General features: G+C 43.0%; 17 protein-coding genes and 2 pseudogenes. 8 read left to right on the top strand and 11 right to left on the bottom strand.

Features of this window, described 5'->3' with window-relative positions; all coding sequences use genetic code 11:
• Positions 1 to 297: 297 nt before the first annotated feature.
• From FTU87_RS14395 to FTU87_RS14385, 3 genes and pseudogenes are all read right to left on the bottom strand, one after another.
• Positions 298 to 1,373: pseudogene (locus FTU87_RS14395) on the bottom strand (DUF6670 family protein).
• Between the two features lie 18 nt (positions 1,374 to 1,391).
• Entirely contained in the window at positions 1,392 to 2,213 is an 822-nt protein-coding gene (pssA, locus tag FTU87_RS14390) for a CDP-diacylglycerol--serine O-phosphatidyltransferase (RefSeq protein ID WP_005094042.1), read from the bottom strand.
• A gap of 38 nt (positions 2,214 to 2,251) precedes the next feature.
• Positions 2,252 to 3,109, bottom strand: coding sequence for a 23S rRNA (adenine(2030)-N(6))-methyltransferase RlmJ (locus FTU87_RS14385; protein ID WP_005094045.1), 858 nt, complete (start codon positions 3,107 to 3,109; stop codon positions 2,252 to 2,254).
• Positions 3,110 to 3,226: 117 nt separating this feature from the next.
• Here FTU87_RS14385 and FTU87_RS14380 point away from each other — a divergent pair, with 117 nt between their 5' ends.
• On the top strand, positions 3,227 to 3,829 hold the full coding sequence (locus tag FTU87_RS14380; RefSeq protein ID WP_180097707.1) for a 2OG-Fe(II) oxygenase: 603 nt from the start codon (positions 3,227 to 3,229) through the stop codon (positions 3,827 to 3,829).
• A gap of 70 nt (positions 3,830 to 3,899) precedes the next feature.
• Positions 3,900 to 4,427: a hypothetical protein gene (locus FTU87_RS14375; RefSeq protein WP_005094048.1), complete on the top strand. Its 528-nt coding sequence runs from the start codon at positions 3,900 to 3,902 to the stop codon at positions 4,425 to 4,427.
• Positions 4,428 to 4,516: 89 nt separating this feature from the next.
• Here FTU87_RS14375 and FTU87_RS14370 read toward each other — a convergent pair whose 3' ends face one another.
• From FTU87_RS14370 to FTU87_RS14345, 6 genes are all read right to left on the bottom strand, one after another.
• The gene (locus tag FTU87_RS14370; protein ID WP_005094049.1) at positions 4,517 to 4,774 is read right to left on the bottom strand and encodes a DUF2789 family protein; all 258 of its coding nucleotides are present in this window, start codon (positions 4,772 to 4,774) and stop codon (positions 4,517 to 4,519) included.
• A 115-nt stretch (positions 4,775 to 4,889) separates the two neighbouring features.
• On the bottom strand, positions 4,890 to 5,144 hold the full coding sequence (locus FTU87_RS14365; RefSeq protein WP_034608346.1) for a DUF2789 family protein: 255 nt from the start codon (positions 5,142 to 5,144) through the stop codon (positions 4,890 to 4,892).
• Positions 5,145 to 5,232: 88 nt separating this feature from the next.
• Positions 5,233 to 5,493, bottom strand: a complete 261-nt coding sequence (locus tag FTU87_RS14360; protein WP_005094053.1) for a DUF2789 family protein — start codon at positions 5,491 to 5,493, stop codon at positions 5,233 to 5,235.
• 173 nt (positions 5,494 to 5,666) lie between these two features.
• Positions 5,667 to 6,653, bottom strand: coding sequence for a malate dehydrogenase (locus tag FTU87_RS14355; protein ID WP_005094055.1), 987 nt, complete (start codon positions 6,651 to 6,653; stop codon positions 5,667 to 5,669).
• A gap of 167 nt (positions 6,654 to 6,820) precedes the next feature.
• Positions 6,821 to 7,459, bottom strand: a complete 639-nt coding sequence (locus tag FTU87_RS14350; protein WP_005168674.1) for a hypothetical protein — start codon at positions 7,457 to 7,459, stop codon at positions 6,821 to 6,823.
• A gap of 31 nt (positions 7,460 to 7,490) precedes the next feature.
• On the bottom strand, positions 7,491 to 9,425 hold the full coding sequence (locus FTU87_RS14345; RefSeq protein ID WP_171294234.1) for a lytic transglycosylase domain-containing protein: 1,935 nt from the start codon (positions 9,423 to 9,425) through the stop codon (positions 7,491 to 7,493).
• Between the two features lie 334 nt (positions 9,426 to 9,759).
• Here FTU87_RS14345 and miaB point away from each other — a divergent pair, with 334 nt between their 5' ends.
• From miaB to ybeY, 3 genes are read left to right on the top strand one after another with little or no spacing between them, the layout of a single operon-like run.
• Positions 9,760 to 11,217 carry a tRNA (N6-isopentenyl adenosine(37)-C2)-methylthiotransferase MiaB gene (gene miaB / locus FTU87_RS14340; RefSeq protein WP_180097705.1) on the top strand — a complete coding sequence of 486 codons (1,458 nt, stop codon included), beginning with the start codon at positions 9,760 to 9,762 and terminating at the stop codon, positions 11,215 to 11,217.
• 38 nt (positions 11,218 to 11,255) lie between these two features.
• A complete protein-coding gene (locus FTU87_RS14335) occupies positions 11,256 to 12,332 on the top strand; it encodes a PhoH family protein (RefSeq protein ID WP_180097702.1) in 1,077 nt (358 codons plus the stop codon).
• A gap of 22 nt (positions 12,333 to 12,354) precedes the next feature.
• A complete protein-coding gene (ybeY, locus tag FTU87_RS14330; protein WP_005094076.1) occupies positions 12,355 to 12,837 on the top strand; it encodes an rRNA maturation RNase YbeY in 483 nt (160 codons plus the stop codon).
• A 178-nt stretch (positions 12,838 to 13,015) separates the two neighbouring features.
• Here the strand turns inward: ybeY and FTU87_RS14325 are convergent, their stop codons facing one another.
• Positions 13,016 to 13,873 (bottom strand): energy transducer TonB, encoded by an 858-nt coding sequence (locus FTU87_RS14325; RefSeq protein ID WP_005094077.1) that lies wholly within the window; start codon positions 13,871 to 13,873, stop codon positions 13,016 to 13,018.
• 261 nt (positions 13,874 to 14,134) lie between these two features.
• Between FTU87_RS14325 and FTU87_RS14320 the strand changes: the two genes are divergently transcribed.
• From FTU87_RS14320 to FTU87_RS14310, 3 genes are all read left to right on the top strand, one after another.
• Positions 14,135 to 14,821 carry a hypothetical protein gene (locus FTU87_RS14320; protein WP_005094079.1) on the top strand — a complete coding sequence of 229 codons (687 nt, stop codon included), beginning with the start codon at positions 14,135 to 14,137 and terminating at the stop codon, positions 14,819 to 14,821.
• A gap of 190 nt (positions 14,822 to 15,011) precedes the next feature.
• On the top strand, positions 15,012 to 15,695 hold the full coding sequence (locus FTU87_RS14315; RefSeq protein WP_370982144.1) for a DUF3108 domain-containing protein: 684 nt from the start codon (positions 15,012 to 15,014) through the stop codon (positions 15,693 to 15,695).
• Positions 15,696 to 15,783: 88 nt separating this feature from the next.
• A complete protein-coding gene (locus tag FTU87_RS14310) occupies positions 15,784 to 16,359 on the top strand; it encodes a xanthine phosphoribosyltransferase (RefSeq protein ID WP_005094083.1) in 576 nt (191 codons plus the stop codon).
• Positions 16,360 to 16,669: 310 nt separating this feature from the next.
• Here FTU87_RS14310 and FTU87_RS14305 read toward each other — a convergent pair.
• Positions 16,670 to 17,257, bottom strand: a pseudogene (locus FTU87_RS14305) (hypothetical protein); the annotation flags it as partial.
• Between the last annotated feature and the right edge of the window lie 130 nt (positions 17,258 to 17,387).

Below are 17,387 nucleotides of genomic sequence, written 5' to 3'. Positions count from 1 at the left end.
GTTCTTCATAAGCTCTTAATGATCTTCTTGCTGATTCGTCACCAGCAAGCTAGGTCGGCTATATTACACTGAATTTCTAAAGTGTCAATCCGTAATTCAAATTAATTTAAACTTAACCAACAAAACCCAATCTTAACACTTCGTGCTAAGTTACTGTTTTATCAGAAGTTTTAATCTTCATCACTGCCGATGGATGTGCATTCTACAGGATTTCACACTCAACACAACCCTTATTTTTAAATAATTCAGCAAAAACCCAACGACTGTTTATTTATTCTACAAAAAATGCAGGTTTTTCTATTTTTTGAGCATTAAAGGTACAGAATTTGATAAATGAGTTAAAAGTTTGTCGGTTTTATCTTGTTCTTGAAAGCGTAAAGGACGGCAATCAATGTATTCACAGTAGCCACCTTCCCCATTTTCGTTCTCTTCATTTATTTTGACCTGATAACTAAAACTTCCAACATAGCCCGCGGCCAAACCAAATTTGAAATCACCGCGACTTTGCCCTTGTACCCAAATACAGGTACCATCTTTAGCTTCGTAACACCATTCAAATTCACGTGGCAAATACATATTTTGCCCATTCGGCGTGGTGACGCGCGGATAGACACGATGAACTTTAAAATACACTTTTTGGTCAAACATCTGAGTCTGCATCTTGTTTAAATCACGCAAATACATCCGAGACTGAACAATACTATTCACTCCATCCCGAATTTGCGCCAACAGTAGCTGCCGGTTTTCACTCAGGTTAATAATTTGATAAGTCAGGAAGGCCAAAGGCAGATAAGGGAAATTGAAACTTCGTGCATATTCAAAACTTCCGAGGCTATCAATATTATATGTCTGTTGTTTATATTTTAATGTGCCCTGGCAATAGCACAGCAAAGACCAGTGCTCGGCAAGTGAAAACCTCACCTGGCTAAAGTGGGAAATGAGCTGAGTGGTATGAATGCTTAAATCGAAACTGAGTTCCGAGTCAAAACGCTGCAAACGAAAATGAGGAAAGGCCCACTCAGTTGCTCCCGATCTAAAAACTGAAATAAGCCAGCATCAAAGTTACAGTCCTGCTGTACTGAATAACGATGCAGTTGGCCGACCATATGCGAACTCGTGCTGCAAATCACCGTAGCGGTATCCAGTGCGTTGGTTTGAATTGCACTGGGATTGGCCAGCATCGGTGCATTCGGCTGCCCGATAATGCTGAGAAAATTTAGATAGTGCAGCGGCGCCGGAAGTCCAGGAATCATCAAACCTTGATGAATAATCTTATATTTTGAGTTGGGGCCATGATAGGCAGGATAATGCGAAACAGTTGGAGTCTGATTCAGCTGTTTCGAACGATCTAAAAAATCTTGAAGAAACCGCATCTCAGACTCCTTATATTTTTATAATCTACTCGATCTTTTTGCCATAAAGGTGGTCACAAAACCAGATAAGGCATAGAGAATAGAAATTACCAGAATGCCGACAGGAATATTATAAGTCATCGCAGCAAAGACAAATACGGCAATTGGTAATACAAAAAACGGAACGCGTTTACGCTCTACAGTCTTAAATGAATAATATTTGATATTAGAAATCATCAACAAGCCCACCGCAATAATGACAACGGCGTTAATGATCTGAATGGATGCTTCACGAATATCGAAAATTTCAGGAAAATCTAAACCGACCCAGACCAGCGAAACAATCATGAGAGCTGCCAATGGACTGGCCACACCAATAAAATAACGCTTGTCTACCACGCCAATCTGTACGTTAAAGCGGGCCAGACGAAAAGCAGCACAGGCGGTATAGACAAAACAGGCGGCCAAACCAATCCGACCTAAATCACTCAAACCCCAGCTATACATCAAGATCGCGGGAGCCACACCAAAAGCCAGCATATCGGAAAGCGAATCAAACTGTTCACCAAACGGACTTTGCGCACCAATCGCACGCGCCACACGCCCATCTAAACCATCCAGCAAAGCCGCAATAAAAATTGCATAGATCGCTTGCTGGAAATTGCCATTCATGCTGGCAATAATCGAGTAGAAACCCGCTAACAACGCAGCGGTTGTAATCAGGTTCGGCCATAGATAGATGCCTCGACGCTTAACTTTCTGCCCTTCCTGGGTATGTTCCTCTTCTTCCACCTCAAAGGTGATGCCATCAAAAGGCAAGTCTTTTGAAGAGTCGCGTTCCGGTTTGCTTATATTTGTCATTCTTGTCGATCCTAGCTATGACCTGTGCTTTGAAAAAATTATTCGCCGACTAACCAGCGAACTGCAGCGTGACCACCATTTTCACTCATGCGAAGATGTGGGAATAACCATTGTAGTGCTTCATCTGCATCTTCAGAGAATTTCCAAGGCGGATTAATCACCAGCAAACCACAACCATTCAAGCCGACCGGGGTGTCATCCGGCCATACACAGACTTCACACACCAGTTGACGGCGGATGCCGGTCTTGAACATTTTTTTCTCGAAGCGTTCAATCATGGCACGGTCTTTAATTGGATACCAAACAGCAAATACACCTGTCGGCCATTTCTTATAAGCGGCAACCAGTAATTCTACCAATTGTGGAAAATCTTTACGCTCAAGCTCATAAGGTGGATCGATCATCACCAGACCACGTTTTTCTTTCGGCGGAATCACCCCCAAAAGACCTTCATAAGCATCACGCTCATGCAAACCGGCACGCTTGTCAAAAATATTATGACGAAGCTGCTGAAACACATCACGTTGCATTTCAAAAATGGTCGCTTTATCAATCTCGCGCATGCCTTCCAGAGCAAACCAAGGTGAACCGGGATAAGCACCCTTACCAAAGTTTTCACGCATTTTCTCAACAACTTTCAAATATTGTTGTACGCCTTCAGGTGCGTTACGCTTGATCGAATCATCCAGTTTAACAAGACGATGAATACCGTTTAAGAACTCACCTGATTTTTGCGCTTCAGCAGTCGATAAATCATATTTACCCGCACCACCATGTGTATCTACATAGCGATAAGGTTTGTCTTTTGCATTCAGTCGAGTCAACAACTGAAGCAATAAAACGTGCTTCATGACATCGGCAAAGTTGCCTGCGTGGTAAGAGTGACGGTAATTCATGTTTCATTAATTCCTAATATCAACAGCTATTTTAACATGAAAAATAGTTTCGTTCAGGCACGATTCTTACACTAAAATAGCGAACCTGTTTTGCCACACTATCGAGAATTGAAAAAAATGGAAGCTGTTATCATCCCAGGGGATTGGAATGTTGATCAAATCTTAGATGATTTAGATCAACATGGCTTTAGTATTGTTGACGATGCTTATTCTAGTGAATATCAACATGCGGTAAGTCAGGAATGCTTAAGCCACTTAAACGAATTTCGTAATGCAGCCATTCAAAATGGCGTCGTCAGCAACATCCGTAGTGATCATATTCTTTGGTTACGACCTGAATTTCAAATTTCCCACCTACACACCCAAACCCTGCAACAGTTTTCTCAAGCTTTAAACCGCGCGTTTTATTTAGGCATTAAAGAAATCGAAGCACATTTTGCCTGCTATCACGCTGGCGAGTTTTATGCGCTGCATCGTGACAATCCTCACGCTAAAAATGGCCGAATGATTTCCAGTGTGTATTATCTGCATGAACAATGGCAGGTAGATTGGGGGGGTGAATTGCGTCTGCAAGATAAAAATGGCCAGTGGCATATTATTCAGCCACAGCCGAACCGGATTGTACTGTTCCAGAGTGATTTGTTACATGAAGTTTTAATTTCCAAACAGCAACGTCTATCCATTACGGCCTGGTTAAGAAGCGATACAGCCTTAGTCTAATGCTCGCTCATGCTTTAAATTTATTTTTTTAACCTCATATAGGCATTATTGAGAAATGAGGATTGCGTTGATGCGATTAACAACCAAGCAGATTATTGAGCGACTGGGTGAAACTGACCAATTGTACTTAAAAGGCAATACGCCAGAATTAACGCTTGAACGTGCTGATCTTCGTTTACAGCTGGTGACTTTAAGTGAGCTGCGTCAGGAACAGCGACATTTCCTGCAAGAAGCGATTGTCTTACTTGAACAAGGCCGGGTGGAATTTGAAGAAATGCCGCTGCGCATGTATATCAATTTATCCTTGCATCTGGCCAAGGCTTATATGATGTTTTTTGAACTGACCAAAGAGCAGCATTTTGCCCTGATTACCCAGCAAATTCTTAAGCCGATGGCCAGTTATGAACATGGCGATATTTATTTCTTTCTGGCTTATGCCAGTGCCAGTAAAAATGAGCCGGCCCTGACACGTCACTGGTTAGGTAAATACACCAAAACGGCTGAATGTGAACTGGAATTGTTGCAGCAGCATCATGCCTTTAGTGATTATCGTCAGCAGGAATGGTTTATCAAAATATTAAAAAGTAAAATGCATTAAGCTTAACAGCGTCAAAAAAACGCCTCATTTAAGGCGTTTTCTTTTGAGCATCACTTTCATTTTTTAAGTAATACCAAGATATAACACAGTTAAGCAGGCTGACGTCTGTAGGCATCCATGTGTAATTGCTGGTTCAGCTCATCCACCCAGATTGCCCAATCATCATCCTGTACCAGATGACTAATCAATAATGAACGCTGGGATTTATTCCAGAATGGTGCCTCATGCAAGGACAGGCCTGCTGGAAGTTGATGAGTCCGGATATACAACTCAATGGCAGCAGCGCTATTGGCCAGACCGAGTTGAGAAAATAACATTTCTAAGGATGGTTGGTTCTTCATGAGCATGTCGCCCTCCTTATATCAGATAAATTGTAATTATTTATAGATCTAACTTATAAGATAAGACAAAAAAAACCTAGTCATTTGACTAGGTTTGTTGTTTCTTTTTGTAGACTATAATTTAAACACCTTGCTTGTCACTTTCGACATGTAACAGCTGGTTCAGTTTATCAATAATCACAATCCATTCATCATCTTGATGCCAGTGCTCGCGTAAGAATGCACTTTGGCCCTCACTCCAGAATTCGGCATCCGGTAAAGCGACTTCAGATGGCAACTGATGGGTATGGGTGAATTCATTAATTGCGGCTTCATCAGAAGGCAAACCCAATTGTTCAAATAATAATTCTAAAGTTGGCTGTTGTTCGAACATGATCTACTTGCTCCTGTTATATGCTCTAAACTAAAAATAAGACCTTTACCATCCCTAAAATAAGAACTGGCATAAATCCTTAAATACTCATTTATAAATCACATGACCCAGAACCTTGGGCTTCGCTATGTAATTGTTCATTCAGGACATCAACTAAAATTGCCCATTCATCATCTTTTTTCCACTGACCAATCAGGAAATCATGCTGGGATTTCGACCAGAACGGCGCCTTGTGCAAAGGCACGTCCATGCCAATTTGATGGGTCTTGATAAACTCATCAATCGCCTCGGGACTCGAGTCCAATCCAAGTTGCTGAAAAAACATTTCTAACGTTGGGTGTTGATCAAACATCTTCTTCACCTCGCCTTTTATTGGATTATTTATGTTTTTTAGCTTAGTCCAAGCCTAAGCAAGATTCAGTTGCTGCTGCATCACAGCATGTTATTTTTTGTTCATCAAAAAATAGAGAGATAAAAAAAGCACCCCGAATGGAGTGCTCTTTCAACTTAATCTAAACGATCAAATTATTTAAGCATGTCAGCAATCGCTGCGCGCTCTTCTTCAAGTTCGTTCAATGTAACATTGATACGCTCACGGCTGAACTCGTCGATTTCTAAACCTTGAACGATTTTGTATTCACCGTTCTCAGTCGTTACAGGGAAACCGAACATAACGCCTTCAGGAATACCGTAAGAACCGTCAGAAGGAATACCCATGGTTACCCATTCGCCATTTGTGCCAAGAGCCCAATCGCGCATATGATCGATTGCAGCGTTTGCAGCAGAAGCAGCAGAAGACAAACCACGCGCTTCAATGATGGCAGCGCCACGCTTACCAACAGTCGGAAGGAATGTATTTGCATTCCAATCTTGGTCGTTAATCATGTCTTTAACGCTTTCGCCATTAATTGTAGCGAAACGGTAGTCAGCATACATGGTTGGAGAGTGGTTGCCCCAAACTGTAAGATTTTTGATGTCTTTAACCGCTTTACCGGTTTTAGCAGCAATTTGAGATGCAGCACGGTTGTGGTCAAGACGTAACATTGCAGTGAAGTTTTTCGCTGGAAGATCTGAAGCAGATTTCATCGCGATGTAAGCATTCGTGTTCGCAGGGTTACCTACAACAAGAACTTTAACGTCACGGCTCGCAACTTCGTTAAGTGCCTGGCCTTGACCGATAAAGATTTCGCCGTTCACTTTAAGCAGATCAGCACGTTCCATACCTGGACCACGTGGACGTGAACCAACTAATAACGCGTAGTCAGCATCTTTGAATGCAACTTTAGGATCATCAGTACCGATCATGTCTTCTAGTAGCGGGAATGCACAATCTTGAAGCTCCATCATTACGCCTTTTAGCGCTTGCTGAGCTTTCTCAAAAGGAACTTCGAGCAATTGCAAAATCACTGGTTGATCTTTACCTAGCATTTCGCCGCTTGCGATACGGAATAATAGGCTGTAACCAATTTGACCTGCAGCGCCAGTAACGGCAACACGAACTGCTTGCTTCATCTAATTATCTCCAATTGAGGATATTCAACGCGATTAAATAGTTAGTATTTAATCTAATAATCGTAAACGCGAAAGATTGTACTCCAATCCTTTGCCGGATGCATATAAAAGAGGACGGATTTCATCTAAAGTCTGATAGGAAATATAAATTAAACCGGCAAAAAAGCTCAGTATGTTCCTTTTATTGTGACAGTTTTTGGGCATGTATTAATAATGTTGGCAGGACAGGATTTATAATTGCCATTTTTGTGATAACAGACTTTGATCGAGGTCAACACGCTGCTAGCTTGAGTAAGCTGGCAATTAAATCTCAAAGCATTGGCGGGTAATTGCGGATTAATTCTCACAAATTTCACACGCAGCGCATCGACTGATATGGTGATATTTTCCTGTTCAGTCAGCTCTGCCGGCACTTTAAGCCGGTCTGCATAATTGATAATCGTCCGGAAATATTGGCTGGCATTCATCGGAACGCAACCGCCGATGTTGCGCCACAAAATGGTCCGGGTATTTTCATCCGGCATGATTCTGGCCACCACCTTGGACTGAAGCGGTGAAAGTTTCGCAGAGCTATTGGTGGTACAGTTTTCTGACGTAGCCTGAGGATATAAGCCGGAAATATTCAAGGAATAGCCTTCCAGACATTTTCGTTTCTTTGCATATTCAGGGTACAGGCTACACAAAGCCGGCACCATTTCTACATCCATAACATAGTCTGTCGGCATGGCGAATGCTGCCGGACTGCTGCCCAAAAATACAAGCGCTGCCCATTTCCCCCAAACTCGACGATCCTTCATTATTTTCATGAATAAATCACCATCCCCAATAATTTTAATTTTATTGTGTATTACGTAATGGTATCAGTTGCATACGCTTACCCACGGACTGTGCACCCTGTCCTAACAAGAGACCGTAATGTGTGGCATTGGTCATGACATGTTTCACATAATCCCGAGTTTCAAGTAAAGGAATACTTTCAGTATATTGATCTGCTGCCATGCCCTGAAATTCCGGCTGCCAACGGCGGGCACGGTTTGGTCCGGCATTATAGCCTGCGGTTGCCAAGACTGGGCTGTTGCTGAGCTGACGCTGAATGGTCGATAAATAAAAGGTGCCGTAACGAATATTGGTATTCATATCGGTGAGAGCTGCCGGATTATAAGCCTCACCCATTTGACGTGCCACCAGCTTGGCGGTATCTGGCATGATTTGCATCAGGCCACCGGCACCCACATGTGAACGTGCCACGGTATTGAAACGGCTTTCCTGACGCATCAAGCCATAAGCCCAAGCCGGATCGATCCCGGCATTGCGGCTATGACTGACCACGTAGTTCTGGTGCGGCATTGGATAACGGTAATTGTAGTTATGTTTGTTCACGGTACGGTCAGCTGCATAAATGGCCCGATCATGCCAGCCCATGTCCATGGCACGCTTTGCTGCGGCCAGCAACAGCTCATCATCTTTCTTCAGATAGGCCTGACGCACTGCCCAGTTCCATTCACGGTTAATGTAGTTATTCGGTGCACTGATATTGCGTAGCGTGAACGCACGACGGAAATGAATATCCTGATTCAAACGTTGCATGGCCTGATTCGATGGCTGAATTGGATTGGGTGTGCTCGCAGTCAGCTGTCCCAACTTGTCGCGTGCCAGAAGATTGTGATAATCATCCCCGGCGGCCAATGTACGATAAATACTCTCTGCAGTTTTCTTTGAACTACGATCTGCACGCTGCTCACTGGCACGGGCCAGCCAATATTGCCAGCGATCTTCCTGTTTCTGATTGACGCTCATGGCATCAATCGCACGGATTAGGCTTTCCCACGCACTAAAACGGATGGCCTGACGCGCATAAATCTCAGCTTCTTCCGGACTAAATGGCAGACCATAACTGGCATCAAAGGCATTTAACACTTCCCGGTTAAAGTTGTTCTTCATGACTGTGGTTCCACCGACATACCCCACAGCTCGGTATAAGGCACGTTGTACTTGTACCGGTGTGCCTTCAGCAGTCCGTTTCACAATGGATAACGCCGAGTCCAGATCACTATCTGCCAGACGTCCCAGTGCATAAATCAGATAAGCATGTTCTGCCGCACTGTTTTTCGGTGCAGACCATAAATAATTGGTTGGATTGGCCTGAATCGAATTGAGTTGTGCTAAAGACAGATTCAGACCGATTCCTTGCGCAGTGGCAATAGCCTGACCTGACTGACCGGCACGCAATTGTACCCAAAGTCGCTGTTGGCGGTCTTCTGCCGTCATTAAAGGGCTAGAAAGCATCATTCGACCAAGTCCAGTACAAGAATCCGGTTGGCTATTGGTGGTTAGCCAGACCTCTTTAAACTCGGCATAAACCAGCTCATCACCGGCTTTGGCACGAACTTGTGCTACGGCACAGGCTTCAGCTGGATCAGCATTGGTCACATAAGGCAATACCGGTTGAGCCGTGGTGAAATCTGCCATTTTGACTTTTTCTTCGACATAGTCCGCTGCCAGCTTTTCAGCCATCGCAGATTGCGGGTAGCGCTGAGCAAAACTGACAATTTGGCTGGCAGGTTGCAAGGCAAGATTCTGGTTTAAAATCCAGTATTCCGGATAATAGCCTAAAGCATCATTCTGCATGGACAGGCGATATTGTTGTAATAATTCAGTATTACCTGCATTGGCCGCACGTAAGGCATCGTTAAATTGCTCTTCAGCTGCATATGTACTTGCTGAACAGATACACGCCACACTTAACGTAATTAATTTATAATATTTATACATATTTTCAGTGTGTTTCAACATCCCTTTGCCTTCTCTCATCGATTCTGTGCCTAGCCTATGTTGCTTATCATAAGAGCTTTGTTGAAATATTATAAGCAACTGTATTGTTCAGTTATGTAACCTTATGATTAAGCAATATTAATCTACAGACAATTTTTACCCATAAATCAATATTTTTCCACGTTTAATTTAAGCTATAAGTTTAAGCGACTTTCCTGCTAAAATATGCGCCTTCCCATATTTCAGTCCGTGAATTGAATTGTTATTCACCTGTTTGATGCGTCAATCAGGCTGTTCGTTCACTCTTTCAACGTATTACCTTGTAGGAGCCTACATGACGGTTCAAACCTTCATTCCGAATGGTGCCCCAGCTGCCTCAGAAAACACTGTTACCCAGCCAGCGCACACCCCTGTCCATGAGATTGCAGTAAAAAAACTGTATATCGAAACGCAAGGGTGTCAGATGAATGAGTACGACAGTCACCGTATGGCAGACCTGTTAGGCGATTCTCATGGCTATGTGCTGACCAACGATCCTAAAGATGCCGATATTCTGCTGATGAATACCTGCTCGATCCGTGAAAAAGCCCAAGAAAAAGTGTTTTCCGAGCTGGGTCGCTGGCGCAAACTGAAAGACAAGAATCCGGATCTGATTATCGGGGTTGGCGGCTGTGTGGCGTCTCAGGAAGGCGACAACATCCAGAAACGTGCCAATTATGTCGACATGATTTTTGGCCCGCAAACCCTGCACCGCTTGCCACAAATGCTGGATCAGCATTTTGACCAGATCGAAAAACCGAAAAAAGAAAAAATCAAACTGGTAGATATCTCCTTCCCGGATATCGAAAAATTCGACTTTCTGCCTGAACCGCGTGTTGAGGGCTATAAAGCCTTTGTTTCGATCATGGAAGGCTGTTCAAAATATTGTTCGTTCTGCGTGGTGCCTTATACCCGTGGTGAAGAAGTGTCTCGCCCACTGGATGATGTATTGGCTGAAATTGCGGGTCTGGCAGAAAAAGGCGTGCGTGAAATTTCCCTGCTGGGTCAAAACGTCAATGGCTATCGTGGTGAAACCTTTGAAGGCAATATCTGTACTTTTGCCGATCTGTTGCGTTTAGTCGCGGATATTCCGGGCATTGGCCGGATTCGTTATACCACTTCGCATCCACTCGAATTTAATGATGACCTGATCCAGTGTTATCGCGACCTGCCACAAATGGTTTCGCATCTGCATTTGCCGGTACAAAGTGGCTCGAATGATGTGCTTCAGGCCATGAAACGTAACCATACCATCGATGTCTATATCGAGAAAATTAAAAAGTTACGCTCAGTTCGTCCCGATATGCATTTATCTTCAGACTTTATCATTGGCTTCCCGGGTGAAACTGATGAGAACTTTGCAGAGACCTATCAATTTATTAAAGATCTGGATTTCGATCATTCTTATAGTTTTATCTATTCAAAACGTCCGGGTACGCCTGCGGCAGAACTGGAAGATACCATTCCGGAAGATGTCAAAAAAGAACGTCTGGCCAAAGTTCAGCAATGGATTAAACGCTCGAGTATTGACAAAACGGATGCCATGTTCGGGACCATCCAGCGTGTACTCATCGAAAAAGTTTCTGATAAAGATCCGAATATTCTGGTGGGTACGGCGGACAACACCCGTTATGTCAACTTTATTGGTGATCCTGCCTGGGTAGGTCGCTTTGCCGAGATCGAAGTGACCGAAATTAAAACTTTGAATTTAGTTTATGGTGAACTCTTGAATCTTGAGCCTGACGTGGCGTAATGTAGAGCATATAACGTACACTTCATAAGGAATACTCTTTGACTGCAGCGATTCGACGTACAGTAGCTTTTCCTGGGATTTCAATGGACCGTATCCAAGCGATGTTAGGTGCTTATAACGGTCATTTGAAGCAAATTGAACAACGTTTAGATGTCAAAATCTCCCATCGCGGAGAGAGTTTTATTGTGGATGGTGGAATCGATGCCGTTGAAAGAGCCGAAATGCTCTTGCAACGTCTACACGAAGAATCTGAACAGAGCCAGCAGATCAGCGCAGATACCCTGCACCTAATAATTCAGGGCAGTCAGACTGACCGTGAACTCCAGCAAGATCTAGAAGACCAAGAACATACCGGCCTGGACAATGTCTGGTTACAAACCCGTAAAGGCCGGATCAATCCGCGTGGTGCCAACCAGAAACGTTATGTACAGCGTATTCTGCAAAGTGATATTTCTTTTGGTATAGGTCCTGCCGGAACCGGTAAAACCTATCTGGCTGTCGCTGCTGCTGTGGACATGCTGGAACGCAATGAAATCCAGCGCATTCTACTGGTGCGTCCTGCGGTCGAAGCCGGTGAAAAACTGGGTTTCTTGCCAGGGGATTTAAGCCAGAAAATCGATCCTTATTTGCGTCCATTGTATGATGCTTTGTATGAAATGCTCGGCTTTGAAAAAGTGGCCAAGCTGATTGAACGTCAAGTGATTGAGGTGGCGCCACTCGCTTATATGCGTGGCCGTACCTTGAATCATTCTTTCGTCATTCTGGATGAGGCACAGAACACCACCCCAGAACAGATGAAAATGTTCCTGACCCGTTTAGGTTTTGGTTCACGAGCGGTCATTACTGGTGACGTGACGCAGGTGGATTTACCGCGCGGCCAACAGTCTGGTCTTTCACATGCCCTGCGTGTGATTGATAAAATCCCTGAAATTCATATCACCCGTTTTCATTCGCGTGATGTGGTTCGTCATCAACTGGTACAGAAAATTGTTGAAGCCTATGAAGGCTGGGACAGTGATCAGCAGCGTTTAAGTGCAGAAGCACGTGCCGAACGTAAAGCACGTCAGGACGCCTTGATCGCTGAAAATAATGCTGCCGCAGATGCACAGCATTAAGCTTTCAATTTAAGGATTTGTGTTGAAACTTAGTCTTTCCTTACAGCAGGATTTTCAGTCACCTGAACTGGTACTAAAACGTGCCTCTATTAAAAAAGTAGTCGAAACCACTTTAGGTCATATCGGTACGCAAAGTAATTGCGAAATCGGAATTGCCTGTGTCGATCATGATGAAAGTCATAAACTGAATCTGGAATATCGCGGCAAAGACAAATCGACCAATGTCCTGTCTTTTCCGAGCGATCTTCCAGATGAAATGGCGCAATTTCTGGATGCCTTTCCCATTGGCGATCTGGTGATCTGTATTCCTGTGGTACTTGCTGAAGCGCTTGAGCAGCAAAAAGCGCCGTTGACGCATTTCACCCATATGCTGGTGCATGGCACCTTGCATTTAATGGGTTATGATCATGAAACATCAGATGAAGATGCGGAAGAAATGGAAGGCATTGAAATTGAAATTCTGGCCAAGCTGGGTTTTGAAAATCCTTATCTGGAACGAGATTAAGATTTAAAAGAAAATGAAGGAAGCGAGCTGAGGCTCGCTTTTTTAATGCTTTATATTCGCTTTTCCTCTAGGAGATGAGAATCCTCAGAATATATTCTGAGTTCGCAAGGGAGAGGTTCTAATACCTGTTAAAACCCCTCTCTAACTCTCTCCCAAAGGGAGAGAGAACTAGAATGAATTAACGTACTTCAAACTCTGCTTCAGCCGGATCAAAACGCCAGGTTCGGATAATCCGCAATTCAGAAATTTCCTTCATTTTGGCATCAAACGCACCAAATGGCGCCGCTTTACGTACAGAAGATTTCGCAGCCTCATCCAGCATGGCATGTCCTGAACTGTCAATTAATCGGATGGCACGAATCCCGCCATTCTGATTCAGGATCACCATCAGACGAACTTCACCTGCCAGATTCTGCTGCTTGGCAGCTTCCGGATAATACTGATTGCCATAAAACTCTACTTTCTGACGGAACTTTTCCAGATAGGCTGCGGAGACATCCTGCTTGGATTGAATACCATCCACAGTTTTAATTTTTTGCTGACGACTAAAATTTTGCTGACGCTGTAAATATTGCGCTTCCAGACTGGCCACCATGGCTGCTTTGGCCTGAAACTGGCTTTGTAACTGCTCCTGCATTTTTTTACGCTGATTTTCTTCTGCCTGTTTTTGCCAGCTCAAGGTGGTCATCAGCACTTTTTCTTCAAAACTGAGTTCCTGTTTCTGTTGCAGCAGATCCGGACTTTCTTGTTGTTCTTCCCCTGCCTTCTGCTCTAACAAAGGAGATGGCATATCACTCGACATCCGATGCGCTTCTCGAAACTTGCCAGACCCTTGCTGGTCTGTCTGGGCCAGAAAATCAGCGTGTTCAATTTTTTCATCTGTTTGTCGCAAGCTGACTGCAATTTCTTTGGTGCTGGTCTCCCGATCTTGCGGCATACCAAATTCCAGTGTCAATACGATCAAATGCAGAATGCCTGCGGTGAGCACGGCACTGCTAAACACTGGATCTTTCCACCAGGTTCTGACCAGAGGCATTAATATCATTGTTTATCACATTACCCAAACTCAGTCCTGAGTTCAGTTCCCCAAAAAAGTATTTTAAAGATTAAAAACAAACAAATTGGGCATTTCTATTTTAAAAATGCCAAATCCATCAAATCTTCAACGTTACATAACTAAAACTATAAAAATGGTGCTATTTATTTTGCTAAACTTCAAGCTTGAATACTTGTATTTTTCATACAATTCGACAAGATACACTTCGAGTCAAAAATAAAGTTGCTAGGATGCTTCAATATGCAAACGCTAATTTCCAATATTTCCAACCGAATCCGCCAAGTGTATCAGAGGGCGGAAGGATTTATTGAGGATGAGCGTGAATTCCCTTTATCGCAAGTCTTCTTAAATGCAACTTTTCAACGCTTTGTCACCGACAATGTCGATGCACTGAAAGACTTACACGCAGACCTGCATGAAGACTGGCTGCGTCTCTACGCGACACTAGACTATAAAGGCCTGAATATCACTTTGTCGGTAGACTTGAAGCTGGTTCAGATGGAACTGAATAAGACCACCCAGCTGATTGTATTCGAACAAATCAGTGATACACAGCTTATTGACGCCAAATATCCAAATCTGTTGTATAAGCTTGGGGTGCGTTTTGCCCTGTTCTTCTATCAACGCATCTTGAACAAAGATCCATTGGGCATGATTCTGGAAAAACTTGGCGTTATTAAAGTCATTGATGACTTGCTGTATCTGGACTTGAACCGCTGGTTAGGCAAAAACCGTTCGATTATTGATACTCTAGGAAAAGTTCATGTGAATCATGCAGTGCTTCGCGAAGCTGAACTGGTGGTGATTGGTAATGTGAATCTGGCAGCCCTGTTTAGGAAACTTTCTCAAGACAGAGAGGAAAATTGGGATGAAGACGAAATGGACGATAACCTGGTGACCCCGATCAAACAGAAAGATCCGTCTTGAATACTATTCAATCCCGTTTTTTGAACTTTTGTTGAAAAAAACTACATGAAAGATACATTTTTGCTAGAAATATCCCTTAAATTTCCATATTTTGCCTAAAGAATAAAAGCTACAACAAGTAAGATATTTTGCCCGTTTAACCAATATAGGAAAATGACTAATGGTGAAGACTGTATTTAAGACTTTAGCGATGACCACAGGTCTAAGCGGTGCAATACTGTTGACTGGTATTTCTAGCCAGGCTTTTGCCATGACGCCTTTCCAAGCCAATTATCAATTTAGCTATAATGGCAAGAATATGGGTTCTGCCACCCGTACTCTGAGTAAATCCGGCAATAACTGGACTTACGTCTTTGCTGCAAAAGCCGGTGGTATTGCTTCAGCAACTGAAACCAGCCGTTTCACCTTTAATAACGGCAAGATTGGCTCCAGCAGTTTCAGTCGTAGCAGTAAAATCCTGGTACATAACAACACCATGAGTATTAACTTTAATCCTTCCAGCAAAACCATCAATACCAGAAAAGATGATGAAAAGCGTTCTTTTGCCTGGAGAGCCGATGTTCTGGATGAACTGAATGCGGAATTACAAATTCGTGAAGATCTAAAAAATGGTGGCTTAAAATCGAATTATTATCTTGCTGATGCTAAAGAGGTCGAAGGCCGTAAGTTTGTTCGACAAGGTTCAGAAACGGTCAGTACCAAATATGGTTCTTTTAATACCATCAAGGTGGTGATGAAGCATAGCAAGCCGGGTCGTGAAACCATCTTCTGGCTGGCACCGAAACTTGACTATCTGCCAGTCAAAGTTTCGCATGTAGACAAGAAAACCTCTTATGGTTTGCTATTAACTGACTATAAAGGTGCAAGCAACTAAGATTTTGGCGAATTTCACTTGATTTTTTCCGGGTGCTTTTTACAATACGCTTTTGCTTGAAAAAGCACCTGCTCTTGAGGATTCTCCCGTGCATGCACTAGAACAGAAAATCTTGGCCGAAGGCATCGTTCTCTCTGAAGAAGTTTTGAAAGTGGATTCTTTCTTAAACCACCAGATTGACCCAGTCATGATGCAATTAATTGGTCAAGAATTTGCGCGTCTGTTTAAGGATGCTGGTATCACCAAAATTATTACGATTGAAGCATCAGGTATTGCACCTGCAGTGATGGCAGGTTTAGAACTTGGTGTACCTGTCATCTTTGCACGTAAATACCAGTCTTTGACCCTGAAAGATGATTTATACCGCTCTAAAGTGTTTTCATTTACCAAACAGACTGAAAGCACCATCGCGATTTCAAATAAACACATCAGCTCAACCGACAAGGTTTTAGTGATTGATGACTTCCTGGCGAATGGTCAGGCGGCGCTGGGTCTGGCCGATCTGATTCATCAGGCAAACGCAGAAGTGGTCGGTATTGGTATTGTGATTGAAAAATCATTCCAGCCTGGTCGCGACTTGCTGCTTGAAAAAGGCTACCGTGTTGAGTCACTGGCACGCGTAAAATCTTTGGCAAATGGCACAGTTGAATTTGTTCGCGACTAAGCTCGACAATCAATTTTAAAAGAGCGCTCATGCGCTCTTTTTTATTTTGTCTATCTGATGAAATAAATTAAAAATATCCGAAGCTCGACTCTAGTTCAATCTAATGTGTTATTCATTATTCCTGATTTGATCCTAGATGAATGGCTTACTTTTAAATTCGAAGCGATTAAACCTCTAAAATAGATTGTGTCATAAAATAAATAATTTTTCTATCCGATGAATAAACAACCAGTTATAGCAATTTTATTATAAGATAAAGAGGTCTAACTATCTGCAAATAATTAGACCTCTGTTCACCTTGAACAAGAGTTTATTTAACCGTCACAGTAATACTGCCGCTATTTACAGCACCGATAGCGGTAGTTGTGATGCTATTGTTAATAGCAGTTTGAGTTCCTTCTGCAATCGCATTGACAGAGGCATCAATGGTACCCGCATTATAGGCAATGTTCGCTACACTATAATTGCTTAAAGTTTCATTGATCTGCTCACTATAGTTGGTAGACAGTGATGAACTTACAACTTCCGATAGATCTGAACTATCCGCAACCTCGGATAACTCTTCTAAGGTTTCAGAATTATTCGTTGCACTAGTGACTTGACTGAAATCATAGTCATATGTTTCATCTGATACGTCTGATATCACCTGATTGAAGCTGCCTTGCTCAATCGTGATACTACCTGTGTTCGCTGCACCAATTGCAGTAGTTTCAATTGTCCCTTCAATTGAACTAATCGCATCTGGTACTTCTCTTACTGCTCCTGCAAGTGCTTCTAAATCAACGCTTGCATCAACATCACCTGTATTCACTGCCAGATTCAGTGCAGAACCATTTTCAACCTGCTGAGAAATAGAATCCAGAGTAGCTTGTAAACCGGTATCTACTTCCACATTGGTTTCTTGAGGGTAATCCCCCCTAAAAATAATAGGATCTAAAAGTAGAATTTTCTCTTAAGATACGAGCAGGAGATTCTGCATGAAAACATCTAAATTTACTGACAGTCAGATCATGTCCATCTTGAAACAG

This window comes from Acinetobacter sp. YH12156, from assembly GCF_013418235.1.
GTDB classification, from domain to species: domain Bacteria; phylum Pseudomonadota; class Gammaproteobacteria; order Pseudomonadales; family Moraxellaceae; genus Acinetobacter; species Acinetobacter pseudolwoffii.
Note: the sequence above shows the minus strand (reverse complement) of the source record. Positions and strands in the feature narration are given on the sequence as shown.